Raw genomic sequence first — 18,065 nt, forward strand, 5'->3', positions numbered from 1 at the left:
GACCGGGGGCTGAGAGACTGGGGCGGTGAGGAAAGCAGCCCCCGCACCGCGGGTCATCGCCGTCGTCGGTCCCACCGCGGCCGGAAAGTCCGATCTGGGCGTCCACCTGGCCCGTCATTTCGACGGCGAAGTCGTCAACGCCGACTCCATGCAGCTGTACCGGGGGATGGACATCGGCACCGCCAAGCTGACGACCGCGGAGCGCGGAGGGGTCCCGCACCACCTCCTCGACATCTGGGACGTCACCGAGACCGCGAGCGTCGCCGAGTACCAGCGCCTGGCCCGGATCGAGATCGACAAACTGCTCGCCGAGGGCCGTACGCCGGTCCTCGTCGGCGGCTCCGGCCTGTACGTACGGGGCGCCCTCGACGCCATGGAGTTCCCCGGCACCGACCCGGAGGTCCGCGCCCGCCTGGAGGAAGAGCTCACCCTGCGCGGGTCCGGCGCCCTGCACGCCCGCCTCGCCGCCGCCGACCCGGCCGCCGCCCAGGCCATCCTGCCCAGCAACGGCCGCCGGATCGTCCGCGCGCTGGAGGTCATCGAGATCACCGGCCGCCCCTACACGGCCAATCTGCCCGGACACGAGTCCGTCTACGACACCGTGCAGATCGGCGTCGACGTGGCCCGGCCCGAGCTCGACGGGCGGATCACGCTGCGCGTGGACCGCATGTGGGAGGACGGCCTCGTCGACGAGGTCCGCGCCCTGGAGGCCCGGGGGCTGCGCGACGGAATCACCGCTTCCAGGGCGCTCGGCTACCAGCAGGTGCTGGCCGCCCTCGCCGGCGAGTGCACCGAGGAGGAGGCCAGGGCCGAAACCGTGCGGGCCACCAAGCGGTTCGCCCGCCGCCAGGACTCCTGGTTCCGCCGCGACCCGCGCGTGCACTGGCTCGGCGGGGGCGCCGCCGAGCGCGGGGAACTCCCCGGACTCGCGCAGTCGTTGGTCGAACGAGCGGTTACAGCCTGATCACGTGATGGCATCGGGACGCCCCGGGCGCCCGTTCGGGGGCCGGGGCCGTGCCATCATCAAACTCCTGCGGGTGCGGTCACCGGCAGTGAATGGCGGCGTACTGAGTCCGAGTGGGGAGGGCGCGTGGCGATGGAGGCCGGCCCTCGCGACACCGGGCGGGACAACACCCGGCGGGAAGCGGACCCGAAGCTTCTCGACCGGCCGGAGGACCTCGGTGGTCCTGGCGGTCCCGCCGACCCCGACGGCCCTGACGGCTCCGGAGGCCCCGCCGCCGGTCTCGGGCTGCCCGCCGACCCGGCGCGCCTGACCCCCGACGGCCCGGACGCACCGGACTCCGCGGAGGCCGAGGCCGCCGCCGGACCGGAGTTCGAGGTCGAACTGCGTCCGCAGCGCCGCCTGCGCCTGTGGCAGATCGCCCCCATCGTGCTGCTCGCCGCCGCCGGCTCGCTGATGTTCGCCTTCCCGCTCGCCTTCGAGTTCGGCGACGGCGGAGCCGTGGTCGCCATGCTCGGCTTCCTGATCAGCTGCTGCGCCGGCGGCTGGGGGATGATGGCCGCCCGCCGGGTGGGCTACACCTGGCCCGGGCTCCCGGCCCGGGGCAGCGGCCGCCGCCCCGACTGGCGCATGGCCGCGCTGTACGCCGCGGCCGCGCTGGTCGTCGTAGCGCTCGCGGTGTACCGGGTCGCGCGGCTGCGCTGAGCGCGGCGCGCCGAGGCCGACGTGCGGCCCGACGTGCGGCCGGACGCCCGGACGCCGGATGTCCGGTCACCGGACCGACCCGCGCCCCTGAGCTGCGGCTCGATACCATGGGCGGGTGACGCACACGACCCTCCCCTTCCTCAAGGGCCACGGCACCGAGAACGACTTCGTGATCGTCCCGGACCCGGACAACGCCATCGAGCTGCCCGCGTCCGCCGTCGCGAAGCTGTGCGACCGGCGCGCCGGGATCGGCGCGGACGGCGTGCTGCACGTCGTCCGGTCCGCCGCCCACCCCGATGCCGCGCACCTGGCCGGCGAGGCGGAGTGGTTCATGGACTACCGCAACAGCGACGGCTCCATCGCCGAGATGTGCGGCAACGGCGTGCGCGTCTTCGCCCGCTACCTCCAGTACGCCGGCCACGTCGAGCCCGGTGACCTCGCGGTCGCCACCCGCGGCGGGGTCAAGCACGTCCACCTCGACAAGGCAGGCGACGTCACGGTCTCCATGGGCCGCGCCGTGTTCCCCGAGGGCGAGGTCACCGTCAGCGTCGGGTCCCGCAGTTGGCCCGCGCGCAACGTGAACATGGGGAACCCGCACGCGGTCGCGTTCGTTGAAACCCTCGACGACGCCGGAGACCTGTACACCGCCCCGCCGTTCAGCCCGGCGTCCGCGTACCCGACGGGTGTCAATGTCGAGTTCGTCGTCGACCGCGGCCCCCGGCACGTCGCCATGCGCGTCCACGAGCGCGGCTCCGGCGAGACCCGCTCCTGCGGCACGGGCGCCTGCGCCGTCGCCGTGGCGGCCATCCGCCGCGACGGCGTGGACCCGGCCACCACCGGCGAACCGGTGACGTACACCGTCGACCTCCCCGGCGGCACCCTCGTCATCACCGAACACCCCGACGGGCGGATCGACATGACCGGACCCGCCGTGATCGTGGCCGCGGGCGAGTTCGATCAGGCCTGGCTCACCGAAACGGCTTTCGCCTGAAGGTTCCCTCTAATGGGTGATCCGTTTCACGCTCAGCGAGAGGTGGACTGCGCCACGTGGTGGGGTCGGTAACATCAGGCACCGGCCCTGAGGGCTCACCCCATGCCCACCACCGCCGGTCGAAGCCGCCGGAGGTGCCCATGAGTGCAGAGGCCACGAACCCCGAAGCACACCCCGAAGCGCGCCCTGAGCTCCGCAGACGCGGCCGGACCAGGCTCGATCTGCGCCGGCTCGGCCGCGCGGCCCTGCTCGGGCCCACGTCCCGAGACCGGCTTCCGGACGCCATCGGCCATGTCGCCGAGGCCCATCGCGCCCACCATCCGGACGCCGATCTGTCCATTTTGCGGCGCGCGTATCTGCTCGCGGAGACCTCGCACCGGGGCCAGATGCGAAAAAGCGGTGAGCCGTACATCACACACCCGCTCGCCGTCACCCTGATCCTCGCCGAACTCGGCGCCGAGACCACCACCTTGACGGCCTCTCTGCTCCACGACACCGTCGAGGACACCGACGTGACCCTCGATCAGGTCCGCGAGGAGTTCGGCGACGAGGTCTGCTTCATCGTCGACGGCGTCACCAAGGTCGAGAAGATCGACTACGGCGCCGCCGCCGAACCCGAGACCTTCCGCAAGATGCTCGTCGCCACCGGCAACGACGTCCGCGTCATGTCCATCAAACTCGCCGACCGCCTGCACAACATGCGCACCCTCGGCGTGATGCGCCCCGAGAAGCAGGCCCGCATCGCGAAGGTCACCCGCGACGTCCTCATCCCGCTCGCCGAACGGCTCGGCGTCCAGGCCCTCAAGACCGAGCTGGAAGACCTCGTCTTCGCCATCCTGCACCCCGAGGAGTACGAGCAGACCCGCGCGCTCATCGCCGCGCACGCCGGGGAACGCGACCCGCTGCCCGCCATCGCCGACTCCGTACGGACCGTCCTGCGCGAGGCCGGCATCGCCGCCGAGGTACAGATCCGGCCGCGGCACTTCGTCTCCGTCCACCGCATCGCCCTCAAACGCGGCGAGCTGCGCGGCTCCGACTTCGGCCGCATCCTCGTCCTCGTCGGCGAGAACGCCGACTGCTACGCCGTCCTCGGGGAGCTCCACACCTGCTTCACCCCCGTCGTCTCGGAGTTCAAGGACTTCATCGCCGTCCCGAAGTTCAACCTCTACCAGTCGCTGCACACCGCCGTCGCCACGCCCGAGGGCTACGTCGCCGAGGTCATCGTCCGGACCCGGCAGATGCACCGCGTCGCCGAGGCGGGCGTGGTGGCGCTCGGCAACCCGTACGCCACCGGGACGCCGGACGCCGCCGCCGATCCCGACGAGGAGCGGGTGGACCCGACCCGGCCCGGCTGGCTGTCCCGGCTGCTCGACTGGCAGCAGTCCGCGCCCGACCCCGACACCTTCTGGAGCGTCCTGCGCGAGGAGCTGGCCCAGGACCGGGAGATCACCGTGTTCCGCGCCGACGGGGGGACGCTAGGCCTGCCGGCCGGGGCCAGCTGTATCGACGCCGCCTACGCCCAGCACGGCGAGGCGGCCCACGGCTGTATCGGCGCCCGGGTCAACGGGCGCCTCACCTCCCTCTCCTCCCCGCTGTCCGACGGGGACACCGTGCAGCTGCTGCTCGCCCAGGACGCCTCCTCCGGACCCGCCGCCGAGTGGCTGGACCACGCGCGGACCCCGGCCGCCCGCATCGCCATCAGCAGCTGGCTCGCAGCCCATCCCGACCGCGCGATGGCCACCACCACCGCAGCCCGTGCACCGCTGTCGGTGATCGGGGCCCGGGGCGGCGGGGGCAACGCCGTCGCCGACCTGCCGGACGCCACCGTGCGGCTCGCCGGGTGCTGCACCCCCGTGCCGCCGGACGCGGTCGCCGGGTTCGTGGTCCGCGGCGGGGCCGTCACCGTGCACCGCATCCACTGCGCGGCGGTCGCGCAGATGCGCGCGGTGGGCCGCACCTCCGTCGCCGTGCACTGGCGGGCGACGGCGGACTGCCGGGTGACGCTGGTAGCCGAATCGTTCGGCCGCCCGCATCTGCTGGCCGACCTGACCGAGGCCATCGCCCGCGAGGGCGTCGAGGTCGTCTCCGCGACCGTCGAACCCCCGGTCGAGCAGCGGGTCCGGCACACCTACACCCTCCAGCTCCCGGACGCGGGCGGGCTCCCGGCCCTGATGCGGGCCATGCGGGACGTGCCGGGCGTCTACGACGTGAAGCGGGCCTAGCCGCTGAGCCGCGGGGGCCGCCGCGGCCGGCCGTGCGTAGGCCCGGTCGGCTCCGGAAGGTCCCGTTCGGGTGGCTCCGTCGCGCGCCGTGTGCGGCCGGGTGGCGGCCACTGGTAAGCGGTGGTGGATGCAGCTCACCTCCCCGCGCCTGCGCGCCGCCCTGCTCGCCGCGGCCTCCCTCACCCTCGTCGCCGCCGTGCTGCCCCCGCCGAAGGCGCTGGGCATCGGCGACCGGCTGTTCCCCGAGCTCGGGAACCCCGGCTACGACGTGCTCTCGTACGACCTCTCCCTCACGTACAAGGACAACCAGAGCCCCCTCGACGCGGTCACCGTCATCGACGCCCGCGCCCTGCAGCCGCTGGAGCGGATCAACCTCGACTTCACCCACGGAAAGGTGGCGTCCGTCGAGGTCAACGGCGAGCCGGCGCGGTTCGAGAGCGTGGGGGAGGACCTCGTCCTGACCCCCGCGCGGCCGGTCGTGGCCGGCATCCCGCTGCACATCACCGTCCGCCACACCAGCGACCCGCGCGGCCGCGGGGACGGCGGCTGGGTGCCCACCCAGGACGGCCTGGCCATGGCCAACCAGGCCGATGCCGCCCACCGCGTCTTCCCCTGCAACGACCATCCCGCCGACAAGGCGTACTTCACCTTCCGGGTCACCGCCCCGGAGGGGCTCACAGCCGTCGCCAACGGGGTGCGGGCCCTCCCCGCCCTGCGGATGGGCCCCTCGACGACGTGGACGTACAAGACCCGGCACCCCATGGCCACCGAGCTGGCCCAGGTCTCCATCGGCCGCTCCGCCGTCGTCGAGGGCACCGGGCCGCACGGCCTGCCGCTGCGCGACGTGGTGCCCACCGCCGACCGGCAGAAGCTCGACCCCTGGCTGAGGAAGACCGCCGGGCACATCGCGTGGATGGAGGAGCGGGTCGGCCCGTACCCCTTCGAGAACTACGGCGTGCTGATCGCGCGGGCGACCACCGGCTTCGAACTGGAGACGCAGACCCTCTCGCTCTTCGAGCACAGCCTCTTCTCGGGCGAGGGCTATCCCGAGTGGTACGTCGAATCCGTGATGGTCCACGAGCTCGCCCACCAGTGGTTCGGCGACAGCGTCACCCCGCGGAGCTGGTCCGACCTGTGGCTCAACGAGGGGCACGCCACCTGGTACGAGGCCCTGTACGCGGACGGCCTCGGCAAGTACTCCCTGGAACGGCGCATGCGCGAGGCGTACCAGCGCTCCGACCAGTGGCGGGCGGCCGGCGGCCCCCCGGCCGCCCCGAAGGCCGCCGCCCCCGGCCAGAAGATCGGGCTGTTCCGGCCGGTGGTCTACGACGGGTCCGCGCTGATCCTCTACGCGCTGCGGCAGGAGATCGGCACCCAGGCCTTCGACCGCGTCGAGCGGAGCTGGGTGGCGGAGCACCGGGACGGGACCGCGGGCACGGCCGACTTCGTACGCCTGGCCTCGCGGGAGGCGGGACGGGACCTCGGACCCTTCCTGGAGCCCTGGCTGTACGGGAAGACGACCCCGGCGATGCCCGGGCACCCGGAGTGGAGCGGAAAAAGCGTGTGACCGCCCGGGAACGGGCATGTCACCATCGACGGGACCGCTCGGGGAATCCCCGGGCGCTGAGACACGTTGGACGTGACAGCCAACGTGCCGGTTAATGTGACGTGACCGTGCTATTCGAATCGACGTAAGGATCCAATGACCTCCTCTTCTTCCCCTTCCCAGGACCGCTTCACCGAGAGCCTTCGGGCCGATGCCCTGATGGAAGAGGACGTCGCCTGGAGCCACGAGATCGACGGAGACCGCGACGGCGAGCAGTTCGAACGCTCCGAGCGCGCGGCACTGCGCCGCGTGGCCGGCCTCTCCACCGAGCTCGAAGACGTCACCGAGGTCGAGTACCGACAGCTCCGCCTGGAGCGGGTCGTCCTCGTCGGTGTCTGGACCTCCGGCACGGTGCAGGACGCCGAGAACTCCCTCGCGGAGCTCGCCGCCCTCGCCGAGACGGCAGGTGCCCTCGTCCTCGACGGCGTGATCCAGCGCCGCGACAAGCCGGACCCGGCGACCTTCATCGGTTCGGGCAAGGCGCGCGAGCTGCGGGACATCGTCCTGGAGAGCGGTGCCGACACCGTCGTCTGCGACGGCGAGCTCAGCCCCGGCCAGCTCATCGCCCTCGAAGACGTCGTCAAGGTGAAGGTGGTCGACCGGACCGCCCTCATCCTCGACATCTTCGCCCAGCACGCCAAGTCCCGAGAGGGCAAGGCGCAGGTCGCGCTCGCGCAGATGCAGTACATGCTGCCGCGACTGCGTGGCTGGGGCGCCTCGCTGTCCCGCCAGATGGGTGGCGGCGGCGGTGGCGGCATGGCCACCCGAGGCCCCGGTGAGACCAAGATCGAGACCGACCGGCGCCGGATCCGCGAGAAGATGGCGAAGATGCGCCGGGAGATCGCGGAGATGAAGACCGGCCGCGACATCAAGCGGCAGGAACGGCGCCGCAACAAGGTGCCCTCGGTCGCCATCGCCGGCTACACCAACGCCGGAAAGTCCTCGCTGCTCAACCGCCTCACGGGCGCGGGCGTCCTGGTGGAGAACGCGCTGTTCGCCACCCTCGACCCGACCGTGCGCCGGGCCGAGACGCCCAGCGGCCGGATCTACACCCTGGCCGACACCGTCGGCTTCGTCCGGCACTTGCCCCACCACCTCGTCGAGGCGTTCCGCTCCACGATGGAGGAGGTCGGAGACTCCGACCTCATCCTGCACATCGTGGACGGCTCGCACCCGGCGCCGGAGGAGCAGCTGGCGGCGGTCCGCGAGGTGATCCGCGAGGTCGGCGCCGTGAACGTGCCCGAGATCGTCGTGATCAACAAGGCGGACGCCGCCGATCCGCTCGTCCTGCAGCGGCTGCTGCGGATCGAGCGGCACTCCATCGCCGTCTCGGCGCGCACGGGTCTGGGCATCGAGCAACTCCTCGCGCTCATCGACACCGAGCTGCCGCGGCCCGAGGTCGAGGTGGAGGCCCTCGTGCCGTACACCCGCGGCTCGCTGGTCGCCAAGGCGCACGCCGAGGGCGAGGTGATCTCCGAGGAGCACACCCCGGAGGGCACCCTGCTCAAGGCGCGGGTCCACCAGGAACTGGCGGCGGACCTGGCTCCGTACGCGCTGGCGAAGCGGTAGGCGGCGAGCGCCGTGAACGACTGAGGGCCCCCTGCCTCGCAGGGGGCCCTCAGTCGTTCACCCTCGGTCATTCACCGTCGTGCTACTTGAACTTGCCGCTCACGGCCTCGAAGACGCCCTTCGCCTCCGGGCCGAGCCGCGGGCCGGCCAGCCAGCCCGCCTTGGCGGGGCCGATCGAGGTGTTCGACACCAGCGCCGGCTTGCCGTCCGCGCCCGCGGCCACCCAGCCGCCGCCGGAGGAACCGCCGGTCATGGTGCAGCCGATGCGGTACATCACCGGGTCGTTCGCGCTCAGCGACAGCCGGCCCGGCTTGTCCGTGCACTGATAGGCCTTCTGGCCGTCGAACGGAGCCGCCGCCGGGTAGCCCGTGGCCGTGATGGCCGCGACCTTCGGCACGGCCGGAGCGCTGAACTCCACCGGGAGCGCCGAACCGACCGTCTCCTCCAGGGACTTGCCGCTGCCCTTCTCGGGGGTCACGTGCAGCACCGCGAAGTCGTACGGGGCACCCGCGCCGCCGGTCGGACCGCCGGTCGAGATCCACTGGTCGGAGGTCTGCGCCCAGTCGCTCCACCAGACGCCGTACGGGGCCACCTGCTCGCGCGGCGCGCCCTTGAGCTGCGCCGCCGGCTTGCCCGCGTTGTTGTAGGACGGGACGAAGGCGATGTTGCGGTACCAGCCGCCGGACTTGCCCGCGTGCACGCAGTGGCCCGCCGTCCAGACCATGTTGGACTTGCCCGGGTGGGCCGGGTCCTTCACCACGGTCGCCGAGCAGACCATCGACCCCTCGGGCCCGTCGAAGAAGACCTTGCCGGACTCCGGAACGCTCTGGTGGTACGGCGCGCCCGCCGGCTTGGCGCTCACCGGTGCCGGGGTCGGGTCGGTGACGCCCTGGTCCTTGCCCGCGTCCGGGTCGACGGCCGGGCGCTGGGGCTGTTCGGCGTCACGCATGCGGTCCGGGTCCCACAGGCCCTCGATGATCGGGTTGATGTAGTCGCCCGCCTCGCGGAGCCAGTCCTCCTTCTTCCAGTTCTTCCACTCACCTCCCTTCCACTTCTCCAGGTCGAAGCCGTGGTCCTTGAGCTTTTCCTTGAGCCGGTCCGGGATCTTGACCCCGTCCGTGCCGCCCGGAAGGCTCGCCGCCACGGTGGGCTTGGCGTCGCCGCCGGCCTCCCCGTCGCCGGGGCCGCAGGCCGCGGCGGTCAGCGCGAGCGCGGCCGCGCACAGGATCGCGGTGACCGGTCGGTTCGGTCGCATGTCGTTCGTCCCCCTGGTGGTTGCTGGGCGTGGAGTGCAGCCCCCCACTATGCCGCCGAGGTTGGGGACGGCACAGCCCGGGGCGGCGGTTCCTGGCTCTCGGCCCTTGGCGGGCAAGGATCTTGGGCCCACCCGTGATCCCGCGCCGTCACCGTCGTTGGTACGTACGGGGGATGGGGGAGCAGCGTTCGTGTTCGAGGCGCAATCCGGAAGAGAAATCCGTGCGGGAGGACGACACTCGTGGCTTTGACCGAGCCGGCCGCGGCCGCCGCCGCGGCGCAGATCCCCCTCCAGGTACCGGCGCAGGGAGGCCGCGGACCGGGGCCGGGCGCTCCGGGGCCGGGAGTTCCCGGCGGCTCGGCGGGCCCGGACGGCATCCTGCGGCGACAGGCGCAGCGGGAGTCCGCCGCCCGGACGTACGCGCGCTCCCTGCCCATCGTCCCGGTGCGCGCCCGCGGGCTGACCATCGAGGGCGCCGACGGGCGGCGCTACCTCGACTGCCTCTCCGGCGCCGGAACCCTCGCCCTCGGCCACAACCACCCCGTCGTCCTCGAAGCCATCCGGGGAGTCCTCGACTCTGGAGCCCCGCTGCACGTGCTGGACCTGGCGACCCCGGTCAAGGACGCCTTCACCACCGAGCTGTTCGCCAACCTGCCGCCGCAACTGGCCGCCGACGCCCGCATCCAGTTCTGCGGACCGGCCGGGACGGACGCGGTGGAGGCCGCCCTGAAGCTGGTCCGCACCGCGACCGGGCGCTCCGGGCTGCTGGCCTTCACCGGGGCGTACCACGGGATGACCGCCGGAGCGCTGGACGCCTCCGGTGGCGCCCCGGACGTACGGGTGACCCGGCTGCCCTACCCGCAGGACTACCGCTGCCCCTTCGGAGTCGGCGGTCCCGAGGGAGCCGAACTCGGTGCCCGCTGGGCGGAGCACCTCCTGGATGACCCCAAGGGCGGGGTGCCCGCCCCCGCGGCCATGATCGTCGAACCGCTGCAGGGTGAGGGCGGGGTCATCCCGGCCCCCGACGCCTGGCTGCGCCGGATGCGCGAGATCACCGAGGCGCGCGGCATCCCGTTGATCGCGGACGAGGTGCAGACGGGCGTCGGCCGCACCGGCGCCTTCTGGGGCGTCGACCACGCCGGTGTGGTGCCCGACGTGATGGTGCTGTCCAAGGCGATCGGCGGCAGCCTGCCGCTGGCGGTGATCGTCTACCGCGCGGGCCTGGACGTCTGGGCCCCCGGCGCCCACGCCGGCACCTTCCGCGGCAACCAACTGGCCATGGCCGCCGGCACTGCCACGTTCGCCTTCGTACGCGAGAACCGGCTCGCCGAGCGGGCCGGAGCCCTGGGCGAGCGCATGCTGACCGCCCTGCGCGGCCTCGCCTCCGCCCACCCCTGCATCGGGGACGTCCGGGGCCGCGGCCTGATGATCGGCATCGAACTCGTCGACCCCGACACCGGGACCGCCGCACCGGCCCTCGCCGCAGCCGTCCGCCAGGAGTGCCTGGACCGCGGCCTGATCGTCGAACTGGGCGGCCGCCACTCCGCCGTCGTCCGGCTCCTCCCCCCACTGACCCTGACCGACGAGCAGGCCGCCGCGGTCCTCGACCGCCTGGCCGACGCCATCCCGGCCGCCGCCCACCGGCCCCGCTGACCCGCCACCCCAAGGACCCGCGATGCCCGACCCGCACCAGTCCACCCCACCCCACCACCCCACCCCGGACCCCCGGTCCGAGGACCGGCCGCCCGCCACCGCACCGGGCCCCGCCCCCGAGGTGGCCGGCGCAGCCGCGGCTGCCGAGCCCGTCCCGGGAGCCCAGCCCCCACCACCCCCGGCCCGGCCCGCGGGGACCCCACCGGTCGGCCGACCCCAGGCGCCGGAACCCGGGCAGGCGTCACCCACGGAGCCCGCGGTCGGCGAGGCCCACGAGCCCCCCGCCGAACGGGACCCGGCCGCCGCCCCCCGCCCGGGCACACCGGAACACGCGCAGCCGCAGTCGCACCCGCAGCCAGAGGCAAACCCGCAGCCGCGTCCGCAGCAGGGCAGTCCGGCCGCGGCGCCCCGCCCCGGTGCGCCGGGAGAGGGGCAGCCGCACCCGCAGCCCCAGGTCGGTCCCGCCGCCCCCGCCGCCACCGGTGTCGGGGCGGCGGCCATGGTGCCGCGGCAGAAGGACGGGACGCTGAGAGTCCGGTCGGGGTGGGGCGGTGGCGCCGGGCCGGAACCGGACGCGCTGCCCGACCTCCTGGACCACCCCGACGCGGCCGTCGCCGCCCAGGCCGCCGCGGTCGAGAACCTGCTCCGGTGCTGGGTCCGCGAAGCCCGCATCGGCCGTCCCGACGGGCCCTCCGGGACCCTGCTGCGCATCCCCCTCCCCGCATCCGGCGCCGCCCTCCACGTCTCCGTCCGCCACTGGTCCCTGGCCGGCTGGCACCGCTTCGGCCCCGCCCGGCTCGCCGGCGCGCCCGCCGCCGCCCCGCCGGTGGACGCCGTCACCCTCGCCGCCCTGCTCGCCCGCGAGGGCATCCGTACGGCCCCCTCCGGCGGCCAGGCCGGCGCCGACCTCGTCGCCCGGGTCGCCGACTCGGCCCGCCGCACCGCCGAGTTCATCGCCGACCGGCGCCGGCGCCCGGCCGCCCCCGCCCTCATCGGTGTGGACCGCTTCCTGACCGCCGAACAGTCCCTCCTCCTCGGCCACCCCCTCCAGCCCGACCCGAAGAGCCGCGAGGGACTCTCCGAGGCCGAAGCGCGCCTCTACTCACCCGAACTGCACGGCTCCTTCCCCCTGCACTGGTTCGCCGTCGACCCTGCCCTCCTCGCCACCGACTCCGCCTGGACCGAACGCGGCCGCCCCGTCACCGCCGCCCAGCTCCTCGGCCGGCTCGGCCCTGGGCTCCCGCTGCCCGACGGCACCACCCCCCTTCCCCTTCACCCCTGGCAGGCCCGCGACCTGCTCCAGCGCCCCGCCGTCACCGCCCTCCGCGACGCGGGACTCCTGCACGACCTGGGCCCGTACGGCGCCCCCTGGTACCCCACCTCCTCCGTCCGCACCGTCCACCGCCCCGGCGCGCCCGCGATGCTCAAGCTCTCCCTGGGCCTGCGCATCACCAACTCCCGCCGCGAGAACCTCCGCAAGGAGCTCCACCGCGGAGTGGAAGTGCACCGGCTGCTCCGCACCGGCCTCGCCGAGCAGTGGCAGGCGGCCCACCCCGGCTTCGACATCGTCCGCGACCCCGCCTGGGTCGCCGTCGACTCCCCGGACGGCACCCCCGTCCCCGGACTCGACGCCCTGCTGCGCCACAACCCCTTCCGCTCGGGCGACGACGCCGTCTGCATCGCCGCACTCACCACACCCCGCCCATGGCCCGGCCGGACCACCACGAGCTCCCGGCTCGCCGAGATCGTCTCCGCTCTCGCCGCCGCCACCGGGCACACCACCTCGGCCGTCGCCGCCGAGTGGTTCCTGCGCTACCTCGACCACGTGGTCCTGCCGGTCCTCGCCTTCGACGCGCTCGCCGGAATCGCCCTCGAAGCGCACCAGCAGAACACCCTGGTCCTCCTCGACCCGGCCGGCTGGCCGATCGGCGGCCGCTACCGCGACAACCAGGGCTACTACTTCCGCGCCTCGCGCCGCGCGGAACTGGAGCACCGGCTGCCCGGCATCGGCAGCGCCAGCGACACCTTCGTCTCCGACGCCGTCACCGACGAACGCTTCGCCTACTACCTCGGCATCAACAACGTCCTCGGTCTCATCGGCGCCTTCGGATCCCAGCGGCTCGCCGACGAACGCGTCCTCCTCGCCGCCTTCCGCCGCTTCCTCGGCAAGGCCTCGGGCCTCGGCCCGCTCCCCGCGAAGCTGCTCGACTCGCCCACCCTGCGCTGCAAGGCGAACCTGCTCACCCGCCTGGGCGGCCTGGACGAACTCGTCGGCCCCGTCGACACCCAGTCCGTCTACGTCACCATCACCAACCCCCTTCACGATTGACGCGTCGGCACCGACACGGAGAAGAGCCCCCATGCCCACCACTGACGCCCCTGCCGATTCCGTCGGCTCCGCCACCGACGCCACCGACGCGACCCACGCCTTCCACGACACCGTTGAACTGCGGCTCACCGCCGGGCTGTTGCCCCTCCTCGCCGAGGCCGACCTCCTCGACTCCCCGGCGACCTGGGGCAGCACCGACACCCCCGCCGGAGCCTTCCGTCTCGAACCGGTACGACCGGTGCGCGACCTGGAGCTCCTCACCCGCTGGATGAACGACCCCGAGGTGGCCGCCTACTGGGAGCTCGCCGGCCCCTCCGCCGTCACCGCCGCCCACCTACGGGCACAGCTGGACGGGGACGGCCGCAGCATCCCCTGCCTCGGCCTCCTCGACGGCACACCGATGAGCTACTGGGAGATCTACCGGGCCGACCTCGACCCGCTCTCCCGCCACTACCCGGCGCGCCCCCACGACACGGGTATCCACCTGCTCATCGGGGACGGCACGAACCGAGGCCGGGGCCTGGGCACCACACTGCTGCGCGCCGTCGCCGACCTGGTGCTCGACAACCGCCCTCGCTGCACACGCGTCATCGCGGAACCGGACATCCGCAACACCCCCTCCGTATCGGCCTTTCTCAGCTCCGGTTTCCGCTGTCACACGGAAATCGATCTTCCCGAGAAGCGCGCCGCCCTGATGATCCGGGAGCGGGCGCTGCGCAATCTCCTCTGATCGCCGCCCCGCACACCCCGACCGTCCTTCTTCTCGTCGCACCTCTCCCTTCGAAAACTCTGCGTCACGCAGCAAAGTTCCCGATCTCCGAGGAGTCCCGTGCAGAATTTCCCGGCAGCCCCCGACTCCGCAGACCCCGCCGTGCCCCCGTCGCCCCAACACCCCTGCACACCACCCGAATTGACCCGCGCGACCTGGGACTTCGCCGCCCGCCGACTGCTCGCCAAGATGCTGGGCGAGTTCGCCTACGAGGAGATCGTCCAGCCCGTCCCCGCCCCGGCCGCCGCGGGCGACGCCTGGACCCTGACCCTCGACGACGGCAGCAGCCTCGGCTTCCGGGCCCGCCGCCGCGCCTACGGCAGCTGGCACGTCGCCCCGGACACCATCACCCTCACCCCACCCCCACCCGCCACCGAACCCCCGACCGCCTTCGGGGACCCGTACGCCTTCCTCATCCGCTCCCGCGGCCTCCTCCGCCTCGACGGCCCCACCCTCGGTCACCTCGTCCGCGAGCTCAGCGCAACCCTCGCCGCCGACGCCCGGATCGATCACACCGCGCTCACCGCCGACGTCCTCGCCGAGCTCGACTACGCCGGCCTCGAAGGCCACCAGACCGGGCACCCCTGGCTCGTCCTCAACAAGGGCCGCATCGGACTCTCCGCCTCCGACACCGCGGCCTGGGCCCCCGAGGCCCGCACCCGCCAGCGGCTGCCCTGGCTCGCCGCCCACACCACGCTCGCCAGCTACCGCGGCACCGCCGGCCTGGAGGATCCCGCCCGCCTCTACGCCGCCGAGCTCGACCCCGTCACCCGCGCCGCTTTCGACCAGGCCCTGCGCGACCGCGGCCTCGACCCGCGCGGCTACCTCTACCTGCCGGTCCACCCCTGGCAGTGGGACGAGGTCGTCCTCCCCCTCTTCGCCCCGGCCCTCGCCTCCGGCACCCTCGTCCCCCTCCCCGCCGATCCCGACCTGCGCCTGCCCCAGCAGTCGATCCGCACCTTCCTCAACCTCACCCGCCCCGACCGGCACAGCGTCAAGCTCCCGCTCTCCGTCTTCAACACCATGGTGTGGCGCGGCCTGCCCAGCGACCTCGCCCTCGCCGCTCCCGCCGTCACCGCCTGGATCCACTCCCTCCGGGACTCCGACCCCTTCCTCCGCGACGAATGCCGCGTCATCCTGCTCGGCGAGGTCGCCTCCGTCACCATCCGCCACCCCGTCTACGACCGGCTCCCCGAGGTCCCGTACCAGTACAAGGAGCTCCTCGGGGCGATCTGGCGCGAGCCCCTGACCGGCCGGCTCGCACCCGGCGAGCGCGCCCGTACGCTCGCCTCCCTCCTCCACACCGACCCGCGCGGCCGCTCCTTCACCGCCGAACTCGTCGCCCGGTCCGGTCTGGCCCCCGCCGTCTGGCTGCAACGCCTCTTCGCGGCGCTCCTGCCCCCGCTGCTCCACTTCCTCTACCGCTACGGCACGGTCTTCTCCCCTCACGGCGAGAACGCCATCGTGATCTTCGACGAGCACGAGGTCCCGGTCCGGCTCGCGGTCAAGGACTTCGTGGACGACATCAACATCAGCGCCGAACCGCTGCCCGAGCTGGAATCCCTCCCCGACGAGGTACGCGCGGTCCTGCTCGCCGAGCCCGCAGACTTCCTGCCCCAGTTCATCCACTCCGGGCTCTTCGTCGGGGTCTTCCGCTACCTCTCTGCCCTGTGCGAGGACCGCCTCGGCGTCCCGGAGAGCGAGTTCTGGAGCCTCGTACGGGCGGAGATCCTCCGCCACCAGGCCCGCTTCCCCGAGCTCAAGGACCGCTACGAGCTCTTCGACCTGCTCGGCGAACGCATCGGACGGCTCTGCCTGAACCGGAACCGGCTCTACGAGGACGGCTACCGCGACCGCCCCGAGCGCCCGCACGCCGTGCAGCACGGAACCGTACCCAACCCCTTGTACCAGCCATGAATCCTCGCCGGTGCGGTCACTGTCGGTGGAGCCCCGTAGGGTTGGCAGTGCTATGACGAAGCCCTCCCTCCCCGACCTGCTGCACGCCGCCGTCACCGCCGTCGGCGGCACGGAGCGCCCCGGCCAGGTGGCCATGGCCGAAGCCGTCGCCGAAGCGATCGACGACAACTCCCACCGGCTCATCCAGGCCGGCACCGGCACCGGCAAGTCCCTCGGCTACCTGGTGCCGGCCCTCGCCCACGGCGAGCGGGTGGTCGTGGCCACCGCGACCCTGGCCCTCCAGCGCCAGCTCGTCGAGCGCGATCTGCCCCGGACGGTGGAGGCACTGCATCCGCAGCTGCGCCGCCGCCCGCAGTTCGCCATGCTCAAGGGCCGCTCCAACTACCTGTGCCTGCACCGCCTGCACGAGGGCGCGCCGCAGGACGAGGAGGAGGGCCTCTTCGACCAGTTCGAGGCGGCCACCCCCACCAGCAAGCTCGGCAAGGACCTGCTGCGCCTGCGCGACTGGGCGGACGAGACCGAGACCGGCGACCGGGACGACCTCACCCCGGGCGTCTCGGACAAGGCCTGGTCGCAGATCTCCGTGTCCTCCCGCGAGTGCCTGGGCGCCACGAAGTGCGCGTACGGGGCCGAGTGCTTCGCCGAGGCCGCCCGCGAGCGGGCCAAGCTCGCGGACGTGGTCGTCACCAACCACGCGCTGCTCGCCATCGACGCCATCGAGGGCGCACCGGTGCTGCCGCAGCACGAGGTCCTGATCGTGGACGAGGCCCACGAACTGGTCTCCCGGGTGACCGGGGTGGCCACCGGCGAGCTCACCCCGGGGCAGGTCAACCGGGCCGTGAAGCGTGCGGCGAAGCTCGTCGACGAGAAGATCGCGGATTCGCTCCAGACCGCCTCCGAGTCCTTCGAACGCGTCATGGAGCTGGCCCTCCCGGGCCGGCTGGAGGAGATCCCCGAGGACCTCGGCTACGCGCTGATGGCCCTGCGCGACGCCGCGCGCAATGTGATCTCGGCGATCGGCGCCACCCGCGACAAGTCCGTCCACGACGAGGACGCGGTCCGCAAGCAGGCCCTGGCCGCGGTGGAGACCGTCCACGGGGTGGCGGAGCGGATCACGAACCACTCGGAATACGACGTCGTCTGGTACGAGCGCCACGACCGCTTCGGCGCCACCCTCCGGGTCGCCCCCCTGTCGGTCTCGGGCCTGCTGCGCGAAAAGTTGTTCGAGGACCGCTCGGTGGTCCTGACCTCGGCGACCCTCAAACTCGGCGGCGACTTCAACGGGGTCGCGGCCTCCCTGGGCCTGTCCCCCGAGGGGGTGGAAGGGGACGACGTACCGGCTTGGAAGGGCTTGGACGTCGGCTCGCCCTTCGACTACCCGAAGCAGGGCATCCTCTACGTCGCCAAGCACCTGGCCACGCCCGGCCGCGAGGGCACCCGCGGCGACATGATGGACGAGCTCGCCGAGCTGATCGAGGCGGCCGGCGGCCGCACCCTCGGGCTCTTCTCCTCCATGCGCGGCGCCAAGGCGGCCGCCGAGGAGCTGCGCGGCCGTCTCGACAACCCCATCCTGCTCCAGGGCGAGGAGACGCTCGGCGAGCTGATCAAGGCCTTCGCCGCCGACCCGAAGACCTGCCTGTTCGGCACGCTGTCGCTGTGGCAGGGCGTGGACGTTCCCGGCCCCAGCTGCCAGCTCGTGGTCATGGACCGGATCCCCTTTCCGCGTCCCGACGACCCGCTGATGAGCGCCCGGCAGAAGTCCGTCGAGGAACACGGCGGCAACGGCTTCATGGCCGTCGCGGCCACGCACGCCGCCCTGCTGATGGCCCAGGGTGCCGGTCGTCTCGTACGGGCCATGGGCGACCGGGGTGTCGTCGCCGTCCTGGATTCCCGGCTGGCCACGGCACGGTACGGGAGCTTCCTGCGGGCCACGCTGCCGGACTTCTGGTACACCACGGACCGCAACCAGGCGCGCCGCTCGCTCGCCTCGATCGATGCCGCGGCCAAGGCCGACGGGAAGTAGTTCCCGGGAGCGGCAGCGGCAGCGGGGGCGGCAGCGGGGGCGGGAGCGGGAGTACAAGACAACCC

General features: G+C 73.2%; 12 protein-coding genes. 11 read left to right on the forward strand and 1 reads right to left on the reverse strand.

The annotated features are described in order from the left end of the window. Positions 1-25 precede the first annotated feature (25 nt). The 6 genes from miaA to hflX all read left to right on the forward strand — a co-directional run bounded on the left by miaA (position 26) and on the right by hflX (position 8,054). Entirely contained in the window at positions 26-964 is a 939-nt protein-coding gene (gene miaA, locus ACGFYU_RS29480) for a tRNA (adenosine(37)-N6)-dimethylallyltransferase MiaA (protein ID WP_393830342.1), read from the forward strand. 132 nt (positions 965-1,096) lie between these two features. Further along, complete coding sequence (locus ACGFYU_RS29485) at positions 1,097-1,666, forward strand: hypothetical protein (protein ID WP_393830408.1); 570 nt, start codon at positions 1,097-1,099, stop codon at positions 1,664-1,666. A gap of 115 nt (positions 1,667-1,781) precedes the next feature. Next, the gene (dapF, locus tag ACGFYU_RS29490; RefSeq protein WP_393830343.1) at positions 1,782-2,657 is read left to right on the forward strand and encodes a diaminopimelate epimerase; all 876 of its coding nucleotides are present in this window, start codon (positions 1,782-1,784) and stop codon (positions 2,655-2,657) included. Positions 2,658-2,797: 140 nt separating this feature from the next. Beyond that, positions 2,798-4,879: a RelA/SpoT family protein gene (locus tag ACGFYU_RS29495; protein ID WP_393830344.1), complete on the forward strand. Its 2,082-nt coding sequence runs from the start codon at positions 2,798-2,800 to the stop codon at positions 4,877-4,879. A 127-nt stretch (positions 4,880-5,006) separates the two neighbouring features. Then, positions 5,007-6,446 (forward strand): M1 family metallopeptidase, encoded by a 1,440-nt coding sequence (locus ACGFYU_RS29500; protein ID WP_393830345.1) that lies wholly within the window; start codon positions 5,007-5,009, stop codon positions 6,444-6,446. Between the two features lie 135 nt (positions 6,447-6,581). Continuing rightward, on the forward strand, positions 6,582-8,054 hold the full coding sequence (gene hflX / locus ACGFYU_RS29505; protein ID WP_393830346.1) for a GTPase HflX: 1,473 nt from the start codon (positions 6,582-6,584) through the stop codon (positions 8,052-8,054). Between the two features lie 82 nt (positions 8,055-8,136). Here hflX and ACGFYU_RS29510 read toward each other — a convergent pair whose 3' ends face one another. Next, entirely contained in the window at positions 8,137-9,309 is a 1,173-nt protein-coding gene (locus tag ACGFYU_RS29510; RefSeq protein WP_393830347.1) for a trypsin-like serine peptidase, read from the reverse strand. A gap of 375 nt (positions 9,310-9,684) precedes the next feature. Here ACGFYU_RS29510 and ACGFYU_RS29515 point away from each other — a divergent pair, with 375 nt between their 5' ends. The 5 genes from ACGFYU_RS29515 (at position 9,685) to ACGFYU_RS29535 (ending at position 18,000) form a co-directional block, all read left to right on the forward strand. Next, positions 9,685-10,962 (forward strand): diaminobutyrate--2-oxoglutarate transaminase family protein, encoded by a 1,278-nt coding sequence (locus tag ACGFYU_RS29515; RefSeq protein WP_393830409.1) that lies wholly within the window; start codon positions 9,685-9,687, stop codon positions 10,960-10,962. 22 nt (positions 10,963-10,984) lie between these two features. Then, complete coding sequence (locus ACGFYU_RS29520; protein ID WP_393830348.1) at positions 10,985-13,291, forward strand: IucA/IucC family protein; 2,307 nt, start codon at positions 10,985-10,987, stop codon at positions 13,289-13,291. A 31-nt stretch (positions 13,292-13,322) separates the two neighbouring features. Next, positions 13,323-14,021, forward strand: coding sequence for a GNAT family N-acetyltransferase (locus tag ACGFYU_RS29525; protein WP_393830349.1), 699 nt, complete (start codon positions 13,323-13,325; stop codon positions 14,019-14,021). Positions 14,022-14,120: 99 nt separating this feature from the next. Then, positions 14,121-15,977, forward strand: a complete 1,857-nt coding sequence (locus tag ACGFYU_RS29530) for an IucA/IucC family protein (protein ID WP_393830350.1) — start codon at positions 14,121-14,123, stop codon at positions 15,975-15,977. Between the two features lie 52 nt (positions 15,978-16,029). Beyond that, on the forward strand, positions 16,030-18,000 hold the full coding sequence (locus tag ACGFYU_RS29535; protein WP_393830351.1) for an ATP-dependent DNA helicase: 1,971 nt from the start codon (positions 16,030-16,032) through the stop codon (positions 17,998-18,000). The last annotated feature ends 65 nt before the right edge of the window (positions 18,001-18,065 follow it).

It is taken from the genome of Streptomyces sp. NPDC048337 (assembly GCF_043201175.1).
In the GTDB taxonomy this organism is placed as follows: Bacteria; Actinomycetota; Actinomycetes; order Streptomycetales; family Streptomycetaceae; genus Streptomyces.

Bases quoted from the DNA above. Each gene is read 5' to 3' on its own strand.
- ACGFYU_RS29485 (WP_393830408.1), top strand. From the start codon at position 1,097: ATGGAGGCCGGCCCTCGCGACACCGGGCGGGACAACACCCGGCGGGAA.
- ACGFYU_RS29495 (WP_393830344.1), top strand. From the start codon at position 2,798: ATGAGTGCAGAGGCCACGAACCCCGAAGCACACCCCGAAGCGCGCCCT.
- ACGFYU_RS29500 (WP_393830345.1), top strand. From the start codon at position 5,007: ATGCAGCTCACCTCCCCGCGCCTGCGCGCCGCCCTGCTCGCCGCGGCC.
- hflX (WP_393830346.1), top strand. From the start codon at position 6,582: ATGACCTCCTCTTCTTCCCCTTCCCAGGACCGCTTCACCGAGAGCCTT.
- ACGFYU_RS29510 (WP_393830347.1), bottom strand. From the start codon at position 9,309: ATGCGACCGAACCGACCGGTCACCGCGATCCTGTGCGCGGCCGCGCTC.
- ACGFYU_RS29520 (WP_393830348.1), top strand. From the start codon at position 10,985: ATGCCCGACCCGCACCAGTCCACCCCACCCCACCACCCCACCCCGGAC.
- ACGFYU_RS29525 (WP_393830349.1), top strand. From the start codon at position 13,323: ATGCCCACCACTGACGCCCCTGCCGATTCCGTCGGCTCCGCCACCGAC.
- ACGFYU_RS29535 (WP_393830351.1), top strand. From the start codon at position 16,030: ATGACGAAGCCCTCCCTCCCCGACCTGCTGCACGCCGCCGTCACCGCC.